Below are 20,886 nucleotides of genomic sequence, written 5' to 3'. Positions count from 1 at the left end.
AATCTTATTCGGCCGCTTCCGCCAGGGGAGGGAAGGCGGGTTTGGCCGTTGGTTCAGTGTGTTGAGAGGCGGGCTCGTCGCCGCCGCGCCGTTCGCGCAGCTGTTCGATGACCGCGTAGAAGACCGGCACGAACACCAGCGACAGGATGGTCGCCGCGACCATGCCGCCGAACACGGTGGTGCCGATCGACTGACGGCTGGCGGCACCCGCGCCGGTGGCGATCATCAGCGGCACTACGCCGAGAATGAAGGCAAACGCGGTCATCAGGATCGGCCGCAATCTCAGCCGAGCGGCCTCCATCGATGCCTCGATGATGCTGAGGCCTTCCTCGCGCCGCCGTCTTGCGAACTCGACGATCAGGATGGCGTTCTTGGCCGCCAAGCCGATCAGCATGACGAAGCCGATCTGCGAATAGACGTCGATCTGCATGCCGCGCACCCAAAGTGCGGCGAACGCGCCGAACAGGGCGAGCGGCACCGCCAGCAGCACCATGAACGGCATCGCCCAGCTCTCGTACTGCGCCGCCAGGATCAGGAAGACGAAGACGATGGCGAGAGCAAACACAACCGACGCGATCGATCCCGCCTTGAGCTCCTGGAAGGTGATGCCGGTCCATTCGAAACCGAAATCCCTGGGCAGCGCGGTGGCCGCGGCCCGCTCCATGGCGGCGACCGCCTGGCCCGACGAATAGCCGGGCGCCGCGCCGCCATTGATGGTGGCCGAGGCGTTGTTGTTGTAGTGCGGCACGGTTTCCGGGCCGACGAACGGCACCAGCTTGCCCAGCGTGCTGAGCGGCACCATGCCGCCGGAAGCATTGCGCACATAGAGCCGTGAAATATCTGCGGCACCGGCACGTGAATCCTTGTCGGCCTGGATCGTCACCCGGAAGGTGCGGCCGAACAGGTTGAAGTCGTTCACGTAGAGCGAGCCGAGATAGATCTGCAGCGTGTTGAAGACGTCCGGCAGGTTGAGGCCGAGCAGCTTCGCCTTGGCGCGGTCGAGGTCGTAGTTGAACTGCGGCGTCGAGGTCGAGAACGGCGAGAACAGCTGCTGCGGATTGATTTCCGGCTGCTTGCGCGCCTCGGCGATCACCGCTTGCGTGGCGTCGTTGAGGGCCGTGCTGCCGCGGCCGGTGAGGTCCTCGACGACGAATTCGAAGCCGCCCGTGGTGCCGATGCCGGGGATGGAGGGCGGATCGAAGGAGAGCGCGAAAGCCTCCGGGATCTGCATCAGCTTGCCGCGCACGTCGGCGACGAGCTTGGAGGCGCTCTGGTCGGGGCCACGCTCTTCCCATGGCTTGAGGATGGCGAACTCGACCGCCGAGTTCGACTGCGCCGCGCTGGTCAGGAAGTTCAGGCCGCTGATCGAGCCGACGATGTCGACGCCGGGCGTCGCCTGCAGGATGTCGCGTGCCTTTTGTGCCACCGCATCGGTGCGCTCCAGAGAAGCCCCGTCGGGCAGTTGGATGACGACGAAGAAATAGCCCTGGTCCTCGACCGGAAGGAAGGTCGAGGGCAGCTTCTGCCAGACGAAATAGGTGGCGACCAGACCGGCCGCGAACAAGCCGAGCATGATCCAGCGCAGGCGGATCAGGAAGCGCACGCCATGGGCGTAGGCATGCGACAGTTTGTCGAAACCCGTATTAAACCAGCGGAACAGAACAAACTGCGTCTCGCCGCGATGCCGTAGGAAGGCAGCGCTGAGCGCGGGACTGAGCGTCAGCGAGTTGAAGGCGGAGATGCCGACAGAGATAGCCACCGTCAGCGCGAACTGGTTGTAGAGCTTTCCGGAGACGCCGGGAATGAAGGCAACCGGCACGAACACGGCCATCAGCACGGCGGTTGTCGCGATGATCGGACCCGTGACCTCGGCCATGGCGGCTTTTGTCGCCGCCAGTGGTTTCAGTCCGGCCTCGAGCTGTCGCTCGACATTCTCGACCACGACGATGGCGTCGTCGACGACGAGGCCGATCGCCAGCACCATGCCGAGCAGCGAGAGCATGTTGAGCGAGAAACCCATCATCTCCATGATGACGAGTGTCGCCACCAGCGACACCGGAATGGCGATGGTCGGAATGATCGTCGTGCGCCAGCTCTGCAGGAAGATGAACACCACCGCCACGACGAGCACCAGGGCTTCGCCAAGCGTGATCAGCACGTCATGCATCGAGGCCGAGACGAAGCGCGTCGTATCGTAGTGCATCGCATAGTCGACGCCCTTGGGGAAACGGGCCGACAGTTCCTGCATCTTGTCCTTGACGCGCTGCTGTAGATCGAGCGCGTTGGAGCCGGGCATCTGATAGACGGCGAGCACCACGGTCGGGTCCTTGCCGAAGAAGGCCGAGGACGAATATTGCAGGGCGCCAAGCTCGATACGGGCGACGTCGCGCAGCCGCACCAGCGAACCCGTATCCGTGTTGGCACGCACGACGATGTCGCCGAATTCCTTGGGGTCGCTCAACCGGCCGACGGCGTTGACCTGCATCTCGAAGGCGGTGCCGGCGGGCGCCGGCGACTGGCCGATCTTGCCTGCCGCCACCTGGACGTTTTGTTCGGCGATGGCGTTCTGGACGTCGACGGCGGTGATGCCGAGATTGGCGAGCTTGTCCGGGTCGAGCCAGACGCGCATCGAATAGCGCCGTTCGCCGAAGATCTGCACGTCGCCGACACCCGGCAGCCGCTTCAGCGGATCCACCACCTGCAGATAGGCAAGGTTGGAGAGCGCCACCGGGTCGACGGAATGGTCGGGCGAGGTCAGGTTGACGATCAGGACGAAGTTCGGGTTCTGCTTCTTGATCGTCACGCCGCCCTGGTTGACGATCGCCGGCAGCGACGAGGCCGCCTGGGAAACGCGGTTCTGCACGTCGACGGCGGCAGTGCTCAAGGAATAGCCGACATCGAAGGTGATGGTGATGGTCGACGAGCCGTCATTGGAACTCGTCGACGACATGTAGGTCATGCCTTGCACGCCGTTGATCTGCTGCTCCAGCGGCGTCGTCACCGTGTCTGCCACCACTTGCGCGCTGGCGCCCGGATAGTGGGCGCTGACCACGACCTGAGGCGGTGTGATGTCGGGAAACTGCGAAACGGGCAGCAGGAAATAACAAATCGTCCCGGCGAGCACCATGATAATGGCGATGGCCGAGGCGAAGATCGGACGATGGATGAAGAAGTTTACCACGACACACACGCCTCTCCGGCCGCTCTTGCCCGCCCGAAGGCGCTGGCGACCCTGGACAATTGGCCGTGCCCGTTACGGGACCCTTCCCGTGAACGCAGCAACGGCACCTCGCGACGCTGCCCATCGGCGAGCGAGCGCAACATGTTCTCGAAGGCGCGGGGGTCGACCCCATCTGCTTTCATCACCAGCCGGATCATCGGATCCCGGACGGCCTCATCTATGGTAAGATCGCGGCGCTGTGGCATTGGCCGGCTCCTTGTCTGTCGATTCGCAGCCTATGCTCGCGAACCGTTTTTCATCTCTTCACCGGCCGAAGCCGCATGATTGGCAGTCTTCGTCCATCTCGATCTGGTAGGACCAGTTCACGACCTTGTTATTGACGACGGACGTTATAGGTGTTACCAGTAAGTAACATTCTGGAAGTTACAGACCGGTAACACCCCAGTCAAGAGGTGGCCGAGGATTTTTTGGAAACGAAAAGGAGATCATGATGACAGACGGCGTCGTGGAGCGCTCTCGTCCCCGGGATCGGATCCTGGAGACGGCGCGTGACATGTTCCACAAGCACGGCATCAAAGGCGTCGGCGTCGACGCCATCACCGAGGCTGCCGGCACGAACAAGATGACGCTCTATCGTCACTTCGAATCCAAGGACGAACTGATCGTCGAATGCCTGCGCGCCAATGCGTTGAAAGCCGGCGCGATGTGGGAAACGTTCGAGGCCGAGCATCCGGGCGACAAACTCGCCCAGCTTCATGCCTGGGTCCGCAAGGCCGCTGCCATGCTCAACACCGACGGCCGCGGCTGCGATATGGCCAACGCCGCCGCCGAACTGACCGAACCCGATCACCCGGCAAGGCGCGTGATCAAGGAACTCAAGGAAGCCCAGCGCGAACGCCTGGTCGGGCTCTGCCGGGATGCCGGAATCGGTCAGGCCGAACTTCTCGCCGATACGCTGTCGCTGCTGTTTGAAGGTGCGCGCGTCAGCGTGCAGACCGTCGGTGCCGAGGGCCCGAGCACGCAGTTCGTGCGTATGGCCGAAGGGTTGATCGTTTCCTTCAGGGCCCCTGCGGCAGGCTGACGTCTGCCGGACTGCCAACGTCTATGCGATTGCGTGACCCGGACGGACCGGACCGCACGCTTTTGGCGCGGCGGCGTCGTAATTGCTGCGGATCAGAACGAAAAAAGCCCGCTGCCGGGAGGAGGTGGCAGCGGGCTCGATTTCGAATGTGGTGCGGGAGGAGGTGCACCCCATTCAGGGTCGGCATCGCATCTGGGAGGAGTAGATGGCCGACAACCAGAAACTACGAATTGCCCAATGATTCGGCAACAATGAATTGTGCATAGCTGCTGTGCAGATTTGCCGTGGCGCCGCGTGAATTCGGTAAATGCGACCTCACTGCACCGGCACGTTTTCCCTGAAAATCAGTCGCGGCTCGATGAATTTGCGCGTGAGATAAGGCGCCGACGATGCGATCGAGCCGAGCAGTTGGATCACCGACTGCTCCGCGATCAGCCTGGCGTTCTGATCGATGACGACGTCGGCGAGGTCGTCGACGAGATAGCCGCGTGTCTCCCTTGTCAGGTCGTGGCAGATGAACACCGGCTTGCGGTTGGGCCTGGCTTCGCGGATCGCCTTGGCAATGCCGGAGCGCCCGGCGCCGACGCAATAGATGCCGAGCAGTTCCGGTTCGTTGCGCAACGCCTTCATGGTTTCCGCATAGCTGGCATCGGGCTCGTCGTTGATCTCGACGGCGCTGCTGACAGTGAGATTGGGAAACTCCTCGCCAAGCACGGAGCGGAAGCCCATCTCGCGCTCTTCATGGCCGCGATAGGAGCGCGAGCCGACGACCATCGCCAGCTGCCCCTCGCGGTCGCCCAGCAAGCGTCCCATCAAAAGTGCCGCCGTCCGTCCGGCTACCCGGTTGTCGATTCCGACATAGGCCGAGCGGGGTGCGGCCGGAATATCGGACACCAGCGTCACCAGGCGGATGCCGGCCTCGACCATGTCGCGCAGGATATTGCGTGTCCTGGGGTGATCGACCGCGATGACACCGACGCCGTTGGCGCGCAGCGACAGCTTTTCGACCGCTGCCTGCAGGGCATTGGGCGAGATGCCGGCAAGATTGTGGATCCGGCAGGACGCCACAAGCGGCAGGCGCGATGCGTAGTCCTCGATATGCTTTGCCAGGTCCTGCATGAAGGCGTTGCTGCCGATCGGCAGGAAGAATTCGAGGTTTGCGGGTTTCGAGGGAAGCGTCACCTGGTCCGCGACCGGCAGATAGCCGAGCTGCTTGGCGGCCTCCATGACGCGTTGCCGGTTGGCGGCACTCGCTCCGGGCCGATTGTTGAGCACCCTGTCGACCGTTGCGGTCGACAGCCCGCAGTTCCTGGCGATGTCGGAGACGGTGGCCTTCATACCGCGACCCTATGCGTCGATGCCCCTCAGTGCCCCGGCTTGCCGTCGGCGAGAGCGTCGCGAATGTCCTTGTCCGACATGCCGGTGATGATGCGCTCGACTTCAGTCACGGTCGTCGTCTTCGGATCGATGTCGTCGGCGACCACCTTGCCCCTGCGCATGACGACGATGCGGTCGACCACCTGGAAGACATGGTGGATGTTGTGCGCGATGAAGATGCAGGAGTGGCCGGAATCGCGGGCGTTGCGCACGAAGCTCAGCACGCCTTGCGTCTCCGCGACGCCGAGATTGTTGGTCGGCTCGTCGAGAATGATCAGGTCGCTGTCGAAATGCATGGCGCGCGCGATCGCGACCGCCTGGCGCTCGCCGCCGGAGAGCGAGCCGATCGGCGTCGTCGGCGGGATGTTCTTGGAGATGCCGACCTGTTTGAGCAGGTCGCGGGCGACCGTGTTCATGGCCTCCTGGTCCATGCGGTTGAGGAAGCGCGGCGGCTTGATCGGTTCACGCCCCAGGAACAGGTTGCGCGCGATCGACAATTGCGTGACCAGGGCGGAGTCCTGGTAGATGGTCTCGATGCCCTGGGCGATGGCGTCGCTGGTGCTGCGCAAGGTGACCTTCTTGCCGCGGATGAAGATGTCGCCGCTGGTCAGCGGCACCGCGCCGGAGAGAACCTTGATCAGCGTCGATTTGCCGGCGCCATTGTCGCCCAGCAGGCCGACGATCTCACGCTCGTTGACATGGAAATTGGCGTCCACCAGCGCCTGCACGCGGCCATAGGATTTGCGGATGTTCTGCATGCGGATCAGTGGCTCGGCCATGATTCAAGTCCCCGCCTGGTGCCGGCGTTCCAGCCATGAATGCAACGCCATCATGCCAAGGATGATCGCGCCGATGAAGATGTTGTAGGCAAGGCCGGGCACGCCGATCAGCACGATGCCGTTGCGCATCACGCGCAGGATCAGGATGCCGAGCACGGTGCCGATGATGGTGCCGCGCCCGCCGGTCAGCGCCGTTCCGCCGATCACCACCATGGCGATCACCTCGAGCTCATAGCCGGTGCCGCTGTTGGGGTTGGCGGCGGATGTGCGCAGCGAGGAGATGACGCCGGCAAGCGAGGCCATGAGCGACGACAGGACGAACAGACCGACCTTGACGCCGTTGACATTGACGCCGCGGGCGCGCGCCGCGTTGGGATTGCCGCCCGCCGCCTGGATCCAGTTGCCGGTCCGGCTTTGCGTCAAGACATAGCCGAGCGCGATCGCCGCGGCGATGAACCAGAAGAGCGACATGTAGATGCGGAACGGCCCGATGAAGAAGTCGCCGACCAGCGCCTCCGCCAGCCAGCTGCCCTCGGCGCTCCAGGTGCGCTGCGGAAACCCGTCGGTGATGAAAAGCGCGCTGCCGCGCACCACCAGGAGCATGCCGAGCGTCACCAGGAAGGACGGGATCTTGAGCTGCGTGACGAACCAGCCATTGACCAGGCCGATCAAGGCGGCAACCACCAGCGCGACGACGAAGCCCATCTCCAGCGAGGTGACGCCGGCATTGAACAGCGTCCACATCAGCACAGGCGAGAAGCCGAACAGGGATCCGACGGAAAGGTCGAATTCGCCCGACGTCATCAGCAGCGTCATCGCCAGCGCGATCAGGCCGAGTTCGACTGTGAAGGCCAGCGTGTTGGAGATGTTCTGCGGTGACAGGAAGTCGTGGTTGAAACCCCAGAAAACGGCGATCTCGACGATGAGCAGAACGAAGGGTCCGAATTCCGGCCGCGCGATCAGGCGTTGAGTGAGCGAATGATTTTCCACTGGGAACCCGCGACATGGTTGGAACGGGCCGCGACCACCACCGCATCGGGTGGACATACCGCGGCCATGAAGGTATCTGGCGCCGCACGAGATGCGCGGCGCCAGCAATCGCGGATTATTTGCCGGACAGGATCTTGTCGTAGACCGCCGCGGTGTCCTTCTCGTAGAGCGCGCCGGTGATGACGTTGAAGCCCGGAGGAATGCCGCTGGCCGCCATGTTGGCGAGCGACAGCGCCACATAGCTGGTCGCCTGCGGGTCCTGCCACTGGCCGGCATTGACATAGCCGTTCAGCACTTCCTGGGTGGTGTCGAGCGAGTTGCCCCAGCCGACGACCGGGATTTCGCCCGGCTTGACACCGACCTGGTCGAACACGCGCTTGATCGAACCGGTGACCAGGTCGCCCAGGCCGATGATGGCTTTGACCTTGCCCTTATGGGCGGTGAGGTAGTCGACCATGCGGTTGATCACCTCGGCCTGGTCGAGCGTCGCTTCGGTCACTTCATAAGTGATGCCGAGCGGTCCGAAGACGCTCTTGATGCCTTCCTCTTCCTGCACGCCGTAGGTGGCGCCGGGAATCTCGACCGGCATCCAGACGAAGTCGCCCTTCTTCACCAGGCCCTTGTCGACCAGGTACTGCGCCCAATGCTTGCCGAAGGTGACGTTGTCGCCGCCGACATAGGCGTTGAAATTGGCCTTGGGATCGGGCGTGTTGAAGTTGATGATCGGGACGTTGGCCGCGCGCGCTTCCTTGACGATCTCGACAAGGCTGCCCGGGTCGGGGCTGGTGGTGACGATGCCGTCGGCCTTGGCCGAAAGGGCGGCGCGCACCGCTTCCTGCTGCGAGGCGACGTCTCCATTGTGGAACGAGGTGTTGACGGTGTTGCCGGTGTCCTTGGCCCATTGCTTGGCGCCGGCGAGGAAGTAGGTCCAGACTGGGTCGGCCGGTCCGCCATGTGAAATCCAGTAGAACGTCTTGGCCTGCGCGGCTGCCGGAATGACCGTCAGCGCGATCAGCAGGCCGTAGAGCACAAGTCTTAATCTCGTCAGCATTTGATTTCCTCCCGGTTGAAGATGATCCGTCCCTTGTTCCGGCTTCAGCCGGATTGCGTCTTTTGCCAGCGCCGCTCGGATGCCTAAGAGCATTCCCTTTTTCGACGGATGGCAAGCCTCCATCTGCAGATGTAGTTGGCGCCTGACGGGGCGCCATCAACGACCCCATCAGATCGCATCAGTTGGGATGATTTTTTCCAGGCAGCCGAATGATTGTCGCCGAGGCTCAGCCGGGCGGACTGTCCTGGCCAGTTTGGGCGGTCACTTGGGGCGAAAGCCCCCGAAGAGCCGGTTAGAGCAGGCCGGCCTTGGCGAGGTCACGCATCAAATGGCTGGCGCCGTAGGTCCAGTGCGGGCAATCGGGCGACAGCCGCACGCGGTTGACCAGCGCGCCGAATTTTTCCGACGAGATGGTGACGATGTCGCCGACCTTGTGCGTGAACCCTTTGCCCTTTTCGCCGCGATCCTTCGACGGCACGAACATCGTGCCGAGATAGAGCGCCAGCCCGTCCGGATACTGGTGGTGCGGCCCCATGGCCGCCGCAACCAGCTCCTCCGGCGAACGGCTGATCTCGGCCATCGAGCTTGCGCCCTCCAGCGAAAATCCGTCCTCGCCCTCGACCTTCAGGCGCACGACGGCCTGCTTCACATCGGCGATGGAGAACGTGTCGTCGAACAACCGGATGAAAGGGCCAAGCGAGGCCGAGGCGTTGTTGTCCTTGGCCTTGCCGAGCAGCAGCGCCGAGCGCCCTTCGACGTCGCGCAGATTGACATCGTTGCCGATGGTAGCGCCGACGATCCTGCCGCTTGAGGCGGCGATCATGGCGATCTCCGGCTCCGGATTGTTCCAGGTCGACACCGGGTGGAGGCCGACATCGGCGCCGAAGCCGACCGAGGCCATGGGCTGGCACTTGGTGAAGATCTCGGCATCGGGCCCAATGCCCACTTCCAGATATTGCGACCAGGCGCCGCGCGAAATCAGCTTGGCCTTGATTTCCATCGCCTCGGGCGAACCGGGCTTGAGCTTCGACAAGTCATGGCCGATCAGGCCGGCAATGTCGGCGCGGATAGCGTCGGCCTTTTCCGCCGAGCCGCGCGCCTGTTCCTCGATCACCCGTTCGAGCAGGCTAACGACGAAAGTGACGCCGGATGCCTTGATCGCCTGCAGGTCGACCGGAGACAGCAGAAAGGGTTTTGCCGGATCGCGCGTGGCTTCGAAACTGTTGGCCGCGATGTCGTCGAGCAGGCCGACCGGCGTGCCCTTGGCCGAACGCACATGGCCGGCCGGATCAGCCAATTCGCAAACGTCGCGCACCGTGGGCGCCGCGCTCGACGTGATGTCGAAGACGGTCCCGTCACGCACGACAACCACCATGGGATGCGAGACATCGCCGCTCCTGGCGCGCCCGACAAACAGGCCTTCTGCGGGCAGATGTGTCGGGTTGGTCATGCGGGCGGTCCTCGGTCATCGCTGCGGTTTGCCGGATTGGCGCGGCACTTTCACCGGATTCCTGCCAAAGGTCTATCCCCCTTTGGGTGGTCCACTTGCCGCGTTGTCTGTGAGAGACCGATTTGCGACTGCGGCGACGACGCTTCGACCTACGGCATTCCATACTTGAATTTGTTCCTGTTTTGTTCTAGATTGGGCGATCGGATACAAGTGCCGGACGAGATCAGTTGTGAGTGGGCAGCCTGCATTCGGGACAGCAAGGAACGGCCAGACCTTTTTCCGATGGGAGGAGGCCGAGCGACATTTTCATAATCGAATATTCTTCGCTATCCTTGCTGAGAGTGCGACCGCGGCCATGGTCGCGCGAAAGGCTGTCGCCTTAAGTGGAGAGTTCGAACTACAGGGTCGGTTCGTTCCGGAAAAGCACATCCATATCTCGCTCGTCGGTCTCGGCGACCATCATGAATTTCCAGAAGAGCTGGTTGAAATCGCGCGGCATATAGGCTCGATGATCGTTGCAAAACCTTTCGAGGTTTCCTTCAATCGGTTGGCGGCTTTTGGTGGTGGTGCTCTGGTTCTGCGTAGCAGCGACGGCAATCCGGCGCTGCAGACGTTCTGGCGTGATCTCACCGCGGTGATTTCCGACAGTCCGCTGAAGCCTTTCGTTACGAAATCCATCGAACCGCACCTCACATTGCTTCGCGACGAAGTGCGTGTTCCCAGGATACGCGAACGATCAATCGATCCGGTCGGCTGGACTGTACGGGATTTTGTGCTGGTCCACAGTCTTATTCGGAAGCGTGCCTACAGAGTGCACGGGCGTTGGGAACTGAACGGCAAGGACGATGCCCGGCCCGCGATCTAGGGGTTGGTCATCGTGCCCGCGCGCACCCATCCTGACAGCGCCATGTCAGCTATCGAACGGTCCGGCAATGGTCGGCCAGCAGGCGGTTCCCTATTTTGCAATGGGTCTGAACAGGAGGAACACAAATGACCACAGCGGAAATTGCCAAGGATTTCACCGAGCTTCTCAAGCAGGGCGACAATGAAGGCGCTGCCGAGAAGTACAATGCCGACGATATCGCCAGCTACGAAGCCATGGAGGGGCCGATGGCCGTCAGCCACGGCAAAGCGGCTCTCAAGGAGAAGAGCCGGTGGTGGCAAGAGAACAACGAAGTCCATGGCGGCTCGGTCGAGGGTCCCTATGTCAATGGTGACCAGTTCGCGGTGCGCTTCACGTTTGACATAACGCCCAAGGCCACGGGCCAGCGTGTCACCATGGATGAGGTCGGCCTTTACACGGTCAAGAACGGCAAGATCACCGAAGAGCGATTCTACTATTGAGCTACCGGGCCGGAACGATCGGTTCCGGCCCACTTCGCGCCTACGATTTGCTGGCAAAGCGGGAAGGGCGGTTTTAGGCTGTGGGCGGATTCGACTGTCAGCCAGAGGACCACGCTTTGACGATCACCATGTACGGCATCACCACCTGCGACACGATCAGGAAGGCGCGCGTCTGGCTGGAGAGCCATGACGTTGCCTATCGGTTCCACGACTATCGCGCGGAAGGGATCGAGGCAGACAGGTTGAATGGCTGGGTCGGCAAGGTCGGTTGGGAAAAGCTGCTCAACAAGGGCAGCACGACATTTCGCGAACTGCCGGAGGCGGACAGGCAAGGCCTCGACGAGAAGAAGGCGAAAGCGCTGATGCTGGCCAGGCCGACGATGATCAAGCGTCCGGTGCTGGAAGTCGGCGACAGTATCCTCGTCGGGTTCAAGCCGGATGTTTATGAAGGGGCGGTGGGCGGGAAGTAGAACCGACTCTCACCCCCGCCGCGATCCTTCGCGCCCCCTCTGTCCCGCCGGCGCCTCGATGTTATGCGTGGGCTCGCAAATACCCCGCCAGCGCCACGGCGTTGTTATGCGCTTCGTCGTGGGCGCCATAGAGCAGCGTCACCTTGCCGTCGCCGAGCAGGGCGCGCAATTGCGCCACCGCCTTTTCATTCCCATCCAGCTCGCCACGATACCGCTTCTGGAATTCCGCCCAGCGCGCCGGCTCATGCCCGAACCATTTGCGCAGTTCGTCGCTCGGCGCGATCTCCTTGAGCCACAGCGCCAGCGCCGCATCCTTCTTGGCGACGCCGCGCGGCCATATCCGATCCACCAGCACCCGCTGGCCATCGTCCTTCCCGGGTGCTTCATAGACGCGCTTGACCGCGATGTCGAAGGCCATCACACCTCCGCTGGCTACAGCCCTTGGGCCCACTCGCCCTTGCGCATCACCGGCACGCGGCTGCCATCCCTGGCGACGCCGTCAATGTCGATCTTGTCCGACCCGATCATCCAGTCGATGTGGATGAAGCTCTTGTTGCCGCCGCGCGCCGCGATTTCGTCCTGGCTGAGCGAGGCGCCGTCGACGAAGCACTTCGAATAGCACTGGCCGAGCGCGATATGGCAGGCGGCGTTTTCATCGAACAGCGTGTTGAAGAACAACAGGCCGCTGGCCGAGATCGGCGAGGAATGCGGCACCAGTGCCACCTCGCCGAGGCGGCGCGCGCCTTCGTCGGTGTCGAGCACTTTCTTCAGCACGTCCTCGCCTTTCGAAGCCTTGGCGTCGACGATCCTGCCTTCCTCGAAGCGCACCGAGATGTCGTCGATCAGCGTGCCCTGGTAGGACAGCGGCTTGGTCGAAGAGACATGGCCCTCGACCCGCCTCGCATGCGGCGTGGTGAAGACCTCCTCGGTCGGGATGTTGGGATTGCAGGTGATGCCGTTCTTGGCGGTCGAGGCGCCGCCCATCCACTCATGGCCATCCGCCAGCCCGACCGTCAGGTCGGTGCCCGGTCCGGCAAAATGCAGCGAATGGAAGTTATGCTCGTTCAGCCATTTGGTGCGCTCGGCTAACGCTGCGTTATGCGCCTTCCAGTTGCCGATCGGATCCTCGACGTCGACGCGCGAAGCGGAGAAGATGGCGTCCGCCAGCTTCGCCACGGCGACATCGTCGGGCTCGCCCGGAAACACCTGTTTTGCCCAGGCCAGATCCGGATAGGCGACGATGTTCCAGTTGATGTCGAAGCCGGTGATCTTCTCCAGCGCCGGCTGGTAGGCCATCGAATTGGCCTTGTTGGCGCGCGCCACCTTCGCCGGGTCCTGCGCCGACAGCAGCGACGGATCCTCGCCGCGTACGGCAAGCCTGGCCGCATTGTTGGAAAAGGCCTTCGCCATGCCTTCATAGAGCCAGCCGGCGGCGCGGTCGAAGCCGGCGTCGGCGCCAAAACGGTAGCGCGCCAGCGTCATCTCGTCATCGTTGAAGATCGGCGTCACCAGCCCCGCGCCGGCCTTGTAGGCATGCTCGACGATGCGCCTGGTTAGCGGTAGTGCCGCGATCGACGATGTCAGCACCAAATCCTGTCCGGGCTGCAATTGCAGCCCGACCTTGATGGCGACCTCCGCCAGCCTGTCGAGCTTCACCGGGTCGATCGTTGCGGAAACGCCGCGCGAATGTGTGGTCATGATCCTGCCTGTCGTAGTGGGATGTCTGATTGAACATAGACCGGTGCCGCGTTGCTTTCCACCACGATCGCGCCGCTGGGCCCCCCGACCGACGATCCGAACTGCGCCATCGTCGCCGCGATCTCTTCCTTGATCCAGATTTTGAAGTCCCGGACCTTGCGGCTCTCGGCCTTGGTGGTGGAGGTCACCAGCCAGTAGCCGAGTCCGCTCTGGGCGCGGATTCCGAACGGTGCCACCAGCCGCCCGTCGGCCAGCGCATCGGCCGTCAGCAATTGCCAGCCCAGCATCACGCCATGGCCGGCGATTGCTGATTCCAGGCACAGCATCGGGTCGGTGAAGCGCGCGCCTTTCTGGAAGGTGACGGGTTGAACGCCGGCGGCCGCGAACCAGCTTTCCCAGTTGATCATCGCCCGCTCGTCGGTGATGGCGCAGGTCTGCGCCAGGTCGCCGATCGACTTCAGTTTTCTTGCAATGCCAGGCGCGCAGACCGGGAAGACTTCCTGCGCCAAAAGCAGCTCCGCCTTTCCGCCCGGCCATTTGCCGTCGCCAAGACGGATGGCGATGTCGACGTCCGAGCGATCGAGATTGGCCAGCCGCACCGAGGCATCGATGCGCAACAATACGTTGGGATGCCGGTCGAAGTGCCGCGACAGCCGTGGCAACAGCCATTTGGAGGCGAAGGCCGGTGCCGCCGAAACGACCAATGTGCATTGGGTCGCCTCGTCGGCCAGTGCCACGGCCTGGGCAAGCTCGCGAAATCCAGCGCCAAGGCGGGCCGCGAGGACGGCGCCGAATTCGGTCAGCACGAGACCGCTCGTCGTGCGCTCGAACAGTGCCTGGCCGAGCTGTTTTTCGGTGCGGCTGATCTGCTGGCTGACGGCACTGACGGAAACATTGAGTTCGCCGGCGGCGCTCGCGAGCGAACCGAGACGGGCGACGGTTTCCACGGCGCGAAGGCCGTTGAGATGAACGCGGTTGAGCATGACCATTTGAGATTTTCTAAACCGATCCGGCCGAAATCTCAATTGAAAGACTCGCCGAAACGGCTGACTTTATCGATGGGAGAACCTCCCGGGAGCCGGAAATGTTGAGGATATTGTCGTCGCTGAAGGTCCTGTTCGCCGCCACTTCTTCCGACGATACGCGCTGCGACATCGATACGCTGAGGTGGTTGACCGACCCGCTTGCGCATCCGGCGCTTGACGCTATGTCGGAGCGCGAGCTCGGTGATGTGCCGTTCCGCTTGACCGCGCGCCGGACCGTGCATGAGACCGTTTCACTGAGCGCCGGTTTCGGCGGGCGCTGCTGAGCGTGCGATCAGGGCCCTGGCCCAACATAAGGCGGATTGTTTCACCCGCCCGCACATTTATTGTGCACTGCAATGACTTCGCCCCAATCGACAGCGCTGCGTTACGCCTTCGCCGGCATGATCGCCATGGCCGTCGCCATGGGCATCGGCCGCTTCGTCTACACGCCGATCCTGCCCGGCATGATGGAGGAACTGCATCTGTCGCCGGCCGATGCCGGCTGGATCGCCTCGGCCAACTATCTCGGCTACCTCGTCGGCGCGTTGGCGGCGGCGGGCAACTGGGCGCATGGACGCGAGCGTTTGCTGATGCTCGTCGCCCTCGGTGCCAGCGCCATGCTGGCCGCCCTGATGGGGTTGACCGACACCATGGTCGCCTTTCTCGCCATCCGTTTTCTGGCCGGTCTGGCGAGCGCCTTCGTCATGGTGTTCATGGCCAGCATCGTTTTCAGCCATATCGCTGCGGCCGGGCGCGGCGACCTGCAGGCCTGGCATTTCGGCGGCGTTGGCCTCGGCATCGCGATATCGGCGGCGATGATGGCCGTACTGGTCACGGATCACGCCGGCTGGGCGCAGGGCTGGCTGTGGTCAGGTGCGATTTCGGCTTGCGGCTTCGTCGCCGTGGCGCTGCTGGCGAACCAGGGTCCGCTCACCAATGGCGAAGCCCTCCCTGAACCGGCGCTGCCAAAAGACCGGTCGCTGATCAAGGTGATCGTCGCCTATGGCCTGTTCGGTTTCGGCTATGTGGTGACGGCGACCTTCCTCGTCGCCATTGTCCGGCAAGGCGGCGGCAGCCGCGTCTTCGAGGCCGTGGTGTGGATGGTTGCCGGCCTTGCCGGTTTCCCTTCGGTCTGGCTGTGGCAGAAGATAGCGGCGCGGATCGGGCTCTATGCCGCCTATGCCTTGGGATGCTTCGTCGAAGTTGTCGGCGTTACCGCGAGCGTCGCCGCCGGCGGGCGCACGGGGCCGCTGCTTGGGGGCGTGCTGCTCGGCGGCACCTTCATTGCCATCACGGCACTTGGTCTGCAGGCGGCGCGGCAGCAGGCGTCAGGGTCGCCCCGGCGCGTCTTTGCCCTGATGACCGCCTCCTTCGGTCTTGGCCAGATCATCGGCCCGATCGCGGCCGGGCTTCTGGCGCAAGCGTCGGGCGATTTCTTCCTCGCCTCCATCGTCGCCGCGGCCGTCCTGGTCGTCTCCGGCGCCGTCACATGGTCGGCTGCGCCAAAATCGCCATGATTTGCCGTCTTGCTCCGCGCCTGAGATCGGGCAGGCATTTTCTTTCCCCCTAATGTGTGACTTTATGCCCGCCGAACCCACCTGATTTGCGCATAGATCGAGGAATTCGCCACAGTGTTCGTATCCTTCTTCCCGCAGCCGAAGCTCTTCTTCTCTTCGGCCGCCATCTGGAGCCTTGCGGCAATCCTGTTCTGGTTTTTCGGCGGGGAGCAATTGGGGGGGCTTGTGGGTCTTCCGCCGGCAGCCGCCGATGCGGCGCCCATCATCGGTATCGCCGTGCTGGCGTCGAAACCGTTCATCTGGTTTTATTTCTATTTCGCGCTGTGCGTGGCCATCTTCTATGCGTTCTGGAGCTGGTATTCGCCGCATCCATGGCAGCGCTGGTCGATCCTGATGACGGCGGTCATCCTGTTCTTCATCTATTTCAATGTGCAGGTCAGCGTGGCCGTCAACGCCTGGTACGGTCCGTTCTTTGACTATGTACAGGGGTTGATGTCGGGGACCGGAAAGTCGACGAACGCGGAGTTTTATATCGGATTGGCCGACTTCTCATGGTTGGCGCTGGTCGGCATGAACGTGCAGGTGGTCAACGCCTTCATCGTCAGCCACTGGATCTTCCGCTGGCGCACGGCCATGAACAATTACTTTATCGAGAACTGGAGCAGGCTGCGCCATATCGAGGGCGCCTCGCAGCGTATCCAGGAAGATACGATGCGGTTCTCTCAGATCATGGAGGATCTCGGTTCCAGCTTCGTTCAGTCGATCATGACCCTGATCGCCTTCCTGCCGGTCATGATCCAGTTGCAGGCCCATATCAGCGAACTGCCGATCGTCGGCGCGATCCCGCAGCCATTGGTGGTCGCGGCACTTGCCTGGTGTCTGTTCGGCACGATCTCGGTGATGATTGCCGGCATGAAGCTTCCGGGGCTGCAATTCCGCAACCAGCGCGTCGAAGCCGCTTACCGCAAGGAACTGGTCTATGGCGAGGATCATGCGGACAGGGCGCAACCTGCTACCACCGCCGAGCTGTTCGCGAATGTCCGGCACAATTATTTCAGGCTCTATTTCCACTACATCTATTTCAACGTCGTCCGGTACACCTACCTGCAGGCCGACAATATTTTCTCGCTGTTGATCCTGGGTCCGTCGCTGGTCGCGCACAAGATAACATTCGGTGCGCTGAACCAGATCTCCAATGCCTTCGGCAAGGTGACGGGTTCGCTGCAATTCCTGCTCACCTCCTGGTCGACCATCGTCGAACTGCAGTCCGTGCACAAACGCCTGCGCGCCTTCGAGGCGACGCTGCTGGGTGAGCCGCTGCCGGATATCGATCAGCGCTACCTGGCAAGGCACGGCGCCGAAGATCCGGCTTGAGGATGCTCTGACGACAGACGGGTTGGCGGTTCAATCGCCAACCGAGGCCTGCTTTTGGACGCCATCCTGCCGCGAAACATAGTCGCGAAAACTGATGCATTCGACATCTGATTTGACGCAGACCTCGCCGGCAAAGCGTTCCAGCGCGTTCCAGTAGGCGCCGTCATTCATCAGCGTGAAGTGGAAGCCGAGTTCCAGCGGAATGCGCTTGCCCTGATATTGTGCGTCGAACGCAGCGCGAAACGCCTGATAGGTCCGGTCGGCGAACTCGCCGGCCTTGCTCGGCCGCTCGAAGCCGCCGGAATGCCGGATATAGAGATTGTAGTCCATGGCGATCACCGGCCGCGATGTCGGTCCCTCCGGGATTAGCGGTAGGGAAAAACGGGTGATGCCGCCGACGGTCGGCGGCAGGGCAGGGCCCTTTGAAACGCCGCTGGCGTCGAATTGATAGCCGGCCGCCGGCAGTGCCTCGTAAAGCGCTTTGCCTGTCGACAGATACGGGGCCCGGAAACCCACCACCGCATGCCGCGCGAAATCACGCCAGCCCTCGGGTTCGGGCGCAATGCCGTTGATCGCATAGGCGTTCTCGAGAATGTGCTCGAAGGAGCCGAACTCTTTCAGCCAGTCGGCCTTGGTCCAGTCCTTGCCGTCGAAATGGCCGCAGACGTGGCTGGCGATGTCGTGGCCCTCGTGGGCAGCGAGGCCGATCTGTTCCAGCCGCTCGGCCACTTCCTGCCTGGAGACGGCAAAGCCGATGTTGGATTTGCCCGCGCTCTTGCCCGGCGCGGTATATTGGCCGCGTGTCTCGGGCGACAGGAGGAAGACGCAGGACAGGAAATAAGTAAAATGCGCGCCGGTGCGCTGGGCCAGCGCCCTGCTGCGCTTCCACTGCGAGATGTCGCGCGCGCTGTCGAAGGAGATGATGACGACCTGCTTCGGCCTTGCCGGTGCTGGTGGCGCGGGCGGATCGGCCAGGGCCGCGCCGGCGGTGACGAACGAGGCAAGCGAGAACGCAACAATGCGGGACAAACAAGGGATCGGCAAATTTACGGGCTCCGGATGGTCGGCAAGCCGGCTATCGCGCAAATGTGGCGCCGGTGCGATTGGGGTTTTCGTGGGTTTGCCCCGGCAATAGCCGATTTTCCGCTCGAACCCCTTCCATGCCGACAAAATTTCGCTAAAACGCGGGCTCATGAACCGCCCCGGCCCGGGGCAGGAATGGTTTGATTGATGTCCGACGACAGTTTTATCCGCGAAGTCAATGACGAGATGCGTCGCGAACAGGCGCAGAAGCTGTGGGACCGTTTCGGCCCGGCCTTGCTTGTGATTGCCATCCTGGTGGTGCTCGGTACCGCCGCCTTCGTCGGCTATCGCTATTGGGACGAGACTCGTGCCAACCGCTCCGGCGATGCCTTCTCGCAGGCGCTGAAGCTTGCCAATGACGGCAAGAACGATGACGCGCTGGCCGCGCTCGTTCAGCTGGAGAAGGATGGCTACGGCGCCTATCCGCTGCTCGCCCGCATGCGCGCCGCGACCGTCAAGGCCAACAAGGGCGACGTCGATGCCGCCGTCAAGGATTTCGACGATGTCGCCGCCGACACCGCTATTCCCCAGGGTCTGCGCGACATGGCGCGGCTGAGGGCGGCGCTCCTGCTCGTCGATCACGGCTCCTTCGCCGACGTGTCGAGCCGCGTCGAGGCGCTGACATCGGACACCAACACGCTGCGCCACAGCGCGCGCGAGGCGCTCGGGCTTGCCGCCTGGAAGGAAGGCAAAACCCAGGACGCCCTGAAGCTGTTCGACCAGATCGCCTCCGATGACGGCGCCCCGCGCAACACGCGAGAGCGGGCGACCTTGATGTCCGAGTTGATCCGCGGGTCGGGCAGTGCATCGTGACCTTCAAAGTCGCCATCATAGGCAGACCTAACGTCGGCAAATCGACGCTTTTCAATCGGCTGGTGGGCAGGAAGCTGGCGCTTGTCGACGACACGCCGGGCGTTACCCGTGACCGCCGTGTCCATGCCGCCAAGCTTTACGATCTGCATTTCGATGTCATCGACACAGCGGGCTTCGAGGATGCCGGCGCTTCGACCTTGCCGGGACGCATGCGCGCGCAGACCGAAATCGCCATCCGCGAGGCGGATCTGATCTTCTTCACCATCGACGCCAAGTCCGGCCTGTTGCCGGATGACAGGACCTTTGCCGAGATCGTGCGCAAATCCGGCAAACCGGTCGTCCTCGTTGCCAACAAGGCCGAGGCGCGCGGCGCGCAAGGCGGCATGCTGGAAGCCTGGGAGCTCGGGCTTGGCGAGCCGATCCCGGTTTCGGCCGAGCACGGCCAGGGCATGCCCGACCTGCGCGACGCCGTGATCGAGGCGCTTGGCCAGGCGCGCACCTTCGGTGAAGACGAGGACGGCGAAGACGAAGAAGCCGCCGCCAACGAAGTGCTGATCGGCGAGGACATCGCCGATCCGGATGCTGAGCCGGCCTATGACGACACCAAGCCGATGCGCATCGCCGTCGTTGGCCGTCCTAACGCCGGCAAGTCGACGCTGATCAATGCACTGATCGGCGAGGAGCGGCTGCTGACCGGACCGGAAGCCGGCATCACCCGCGATTCCATCTCCGTCGACTGGGACTGGCGCGGCCGCCGCATAAAACTGTTCGACACGGCCGGCATGCGCCGCAAGGCCAGGATCCACGAGAAGCTGGAAGTGATGTCGGTGCAGGATGGCTTGCGCGCGATCCGTTTCGCCGAGATCGTCATCATCGTGCTCGACGCCACCATTCCCTTCGAGAAGCAGGATCTGCAGATCGCCGACCTGATCATCCGCGAGGGCCGGGCACCGGTGATCGCCTTCAACAAATGGGACCTCATCGACAACCCGCAGGAGCTGTTGGCCGAACTGCGCGAGAAGACCGAGCGGCTGCTGCCGCAGGCGCGCGGCATCCAGGCCGTGCCGGTCTCGGCCGAGACCGGACGCGGCCTCGACAAGCTGATGGATGCGGTGCTGAAGACGCACAAGGTCTGGAACAGCCGTGTTTCGACCGGCAAGCTCAACCGCTGGCTCGAAGCCATCCTGACACATCATCCGCCGCCCGCCGTTGCCGGGCGCCGGCTGAAGGTCAAATACGTCACCCAGGCCAAGACGCGGCCGCCGGGCTTCGTGGTCCAGTGCTCGCGGCCGGACGCGATGCCGCAAAGCTATGTCCGCTATCTATCCAACAGCCTGCGCGAAGCCTTCGACATGCCGGGCGTGCCGATCCGCATCGCGCTGCGCACTTCGGACAACCCCTTCGCTGGCAGGGCGAAGAAGCGCTGAAGCTCGGCTCGGCAACGCTTAAGCGACTTTCAGCAGGTTCTCTTTCGTCTCGGCGCCCTCAGGCAGCGCCTCGAACGCCGATTGCAGCAGGATGTCGGCCAGCCGGGCCGCGACCGGATCGAGCTCGGCATCCTTCTGATGCAGGTGCAGCGCCATCTTCGGCAGCGGCGGCAACCCGAGCACTCCGGGCGCGAGCGCCCTGACATTCGCCGGCAGGCCGATGTCG

At 63.1% G+C, this 20,886-nt stretch carries 20 protein-coding genes and 1 pseudogene; 9 read left to right on the top strand and 12 right to left on the bottom strand.

The genetic code is table 11. The features are described from left to right. Positions 1-4 precede the first annotated feature (4 nt). Together O7A61_RS11930 and O7A61_RS11925 are read right to left on the bottom strand one after the other, a co-directional pair. Positions 5-3,181, bottom strand: coding sequence for an efflux RND transporter permease subunit (locus O7A61_RS11930; protein ID WP_027142278.1), 3,177 nt, complete (start codon positions 3,179-3,181; stop codon positions 5-7). Next, positions 3,175-3,426 (bottom strand): hypothetical protein, encoded by a 252-nt coding sequence (locus O7A61_RS11925; protein WP_027142279.1) that lies wholly within the window; start codon positions 3,424-3,426, stop codon positions 3,175-3,177. The genes O7A61_RS11930 and O7A61_RS11925 overlap by 7 nt, the downstream gene beginning before the upstream one ends. Positions 3,427-3,671: 245 nt before the next feature. Here O7A61_RS11925 and O7A61_RS11920 point away from each other — a divergent pair, with 245 nt between their 5' ends. Beyond that, positions 3,672-4,262 (top strand): TetR/AcrR family transcriptional regulator, encoded by a 591-nt coding sequence (locus O7A61_RS11920; protein WP_337129945.1) that lies wholly within the window; start codon positions 3,672-3,674, stop codon positions 4,260-4,262. 315 nt (positions 4,263-4,577) lie between these two features. Here O7A61_RS11920 and O7A61_RS11915 read toward each other — a convergent pair whose 3' ends face one another. The 5 genes from O7A61_RS11915 to O7A61_RS11895 form a co-directional block, all read right to left on the bottom strand. Further along, the gene (locus O7A61_RS11915) at positions 4,578-5,600 is read right to left on the bottom strand and encodes a LacI family DNA-binding transcriptional regulator (protein WP_337129944.1); all 1,023 of its coding nucleotides are present in this window, start codon (positions 5,598-5,600) and stop codon (positions 4,578-4,580) included. 26 nt (positions 5,601-5,626) lie between these two features. Next, entirely contained in the window at positions 5,627-6,418 is a 792-nt protein-coding gene (locus O7A61_RS11910) for an ATP-binding cassette domain-containing protein (RefSeq protein WP_337129943.1), read from the bottom strand. A 3-nt stretch (positions 6,419-6,421) separates the two neighbouring features. Further along, entirely contained in the window at positions 6,422-7,408 is a 987-nt protein-coding gene (locus tag O7A61_RS11905; protein ID WP_337129942.1) for an ABC transporter permease, read from the bottom strand. Between the two features lie 115 nt (positions 7,409-7,523). Beyond that, complete coding sequence (locus O7A61_RS11900) at positions 7,524-8,459, bottom strand: substrate-binding domain-containing protein (RefSeq protein WP_023794606.1); 936 nt, start codon at positions 8,457-8,459, stop codon at positions 7,524-7,526. Positions 8,460-8,751: 292 nt separating this feature from the next. Beyond that, positions 8,752-9,909 (bottom strand): fumarylacetoacetate hydrolase family protein, encoded by a 1,158-nt coding sequence (locus O7A61_RS11895; protein ID WP_337129941.1) that lies wholly within the window; start codon positions 9,907-9,909, stop codon positions 8,752-8,754. A gap of 229 nt (positions 9,910-10,138) precedes the next feature. Here O7A61_RS11895 and O7A61_RS11890 point away from each other — a divergent pair, with 229 nt between their 5' ends. The 3 genes from O7A61_RS11890 (at position 10,139) to O7A61_RS11880 (ending at position 11,723) form a co-directional block, all read left to right on the top strand. Further along, positions 10,139-10,774, top strand: a complete 636-nt coding sequence (locus O7A61_RS11890; RefSeq protein ID WP_337129940.1) for a 2'-5' RNA ligase family protein — start codon at positions 10,139-10,141, stop codon at positions 10,772-10,774. Positions 10,775-10,899: 125 nt separating this feature from the next. Then, positions 10,900-11,253 (top strand): nuclear transport factor 2 family protein, encoded by a 354-nt coding sequence (locus O7A61_RS11885; protein WP_140507905.1) that lies wholly within the window; start codon positions 10,900-10,902, stop codon positions 11,251-11,253. 116 nt (positions 11,254-11,369) lie between these two features. Further along, positions 11,370-11,723, top strand: a complete 354-nt coding sequence (locus O7A61_RS11880; RefSeq protein WP_140771670.1) for an ArsC family reductase — start codon at positions 11,370-11,372, stop codon at positions 11,721-11,723. Between the two features lie 61 nt (positions 11,724-11,784). Here O7A61_RS11880 and O7A61_RS11875 read toward each other — a convergent pair whose 3' ends face one another. The 3 genes from O7A61_RS11875 to O7A61_RS11865 are packed head-to-tail and all read right to left on the bottom strand — an operon-like array spanning position 11,785 to position 14,410. After that, the gene (locus O7A61_RS11875; protein WP_140771668.1) at positions 11,785-12,141 is read right to left on the bottom strand and encodes a DUF488 domain-containing protein; all 357 of its coding nucleotides are present in this window, start codon (positions 12,139-12,141) and stop codon (positions 11,785-11,787) included. 14 nt (positions 12,142-12,155) lie between these two features. Then, entirely contained in the window at positions 12,156-13,421 is a 1,266-nt protein-coding gene (locus tag O7A61_RS11870) for an aminopeptidase (RefSeq protein ID WP_337129939.1), read from the bottom strand. Further along, positions 13,418-14,410: a LysR substrate-binding domain-containing protein gene (locus O7A61_RS11865; protein ID WP_337129938.1), complete on the bottom strand. Its 993-nt coding sequence runs from the start codon at positions 14,408-14,410 to the stop codon at positions 13,418-13,420. The genes O7A61_RS11870 and O7A61_RS11865 overlap by 4 nt, the downstream gene beginning before the upstream one ends. A gap of 95 nt (positions 14,411-14,505) precedes the next feature. On the opposite strand from O7A61_RS11865, the gene O7A61_RS11860 reads away from it, so the two are divergent. The 3 genes from O7A61_RS11860 to sbmA all read left to right on the top strand — a co-directional run bounded on the left by O7A61_RS11860 (position 14,506) and on the right by sbmA (position 17,337). Beyond that, entirely contained in the window at positions 14,506-14,730 is a 225-nt protein-coding gene (locus O7A61_RS11860; protein ID WP_337107871.1) for a hypothetical protein, read from the top strand. A 72-nt stretch (positions 14,731-14,802) separates the two neighbouring features. Beyond that, on the top strand, positions 14,803-15,963 hold the full coding sequence (locus O7A61_RS11855; protein ID WP_337129937.1) for a YbfB/YjiJ family MFS transporter: 1,161 nt from the start codon (positions 14,803-14,805) through the stop codon (positions 15,961-15,963). 114 nt (positions 15,964-16,077) lie between these two features. Continuing rightward, positions 16,078-17,337, top strand: a complete 1,260-nt coding sequence (sbmA, locus tag O7A61_RS11850) for a peptide antibiotic transporter SbmA (protein WP_337129936.1) — start codon at positions 16,078-16,080, stop codon at positions 17,335-17,337. A 30-nt stretch (positions 17,338-17,367) separates the two neighbouring features. Here the strand turns inward: sbmA and O7A61_RS11845 are convergent, their stop codons facing one another. Beyond that, entirely contained in the window at positions 17,368-18,375 is a 1,008-nt protein-coding gene (locus O7A61_RS11845; protein WP_337129969.1) for a polysaccharide deacetylase family protein, read from the bottom strand. Positions 18,376-18,567: 192 nt separating this feature from the next. On the opposite strand from O7A61_RS11845, the gene O7A61_RS11840 reads away from it, so the two are divergent. Then, entirely contained in the window at positions 18,568-19,233 is a 666-nt protein-coding gene (locus O7A61_RS11840; protein WP_027142295.1) for a tetratricopeptide repeat protein, read from the top strand. Continuing rightward, positions 19,230-20,660 (top strand): ribosome biogenesis GTPase Der, encoded by a 1,431-nt coding sequence (gene der / locus O7A61_RS11835; RefSeq protein ID WP_337129935.1) that lies wholly within the window; start codon positions 19,230-19,232, stop codon positions 20,658-20,660. Before O7A61_RS11840 ends, der begins: the two co-directional genes overlap by 4 nt. A gap of 18 nt (positions 20,661-20,678) precedes the next feature. Here der and O7A61_RS11830 read toward each other — a convergent pair. Further along, a pseudogene (locus tag O7A61_RS11830) lies at positions 20,679-20,886 on the bottom strand (LysR substrate-binding domain-containing protein); the annotation flags it as partial.

This window comes from Mesorhizobium sp. Cs1321R2N1 (assembly GCF_037179725.1).
GTDB lineage: Bacteria > Pseudomonadota > Alphaproteobacteria > Rhizobiales > Rhizobiaceae > Mesorhizobium > Mesorhizobium salmacidum.
This window is presented reverse-complemented; position numbering and strand designations above follow the sequence as displayed.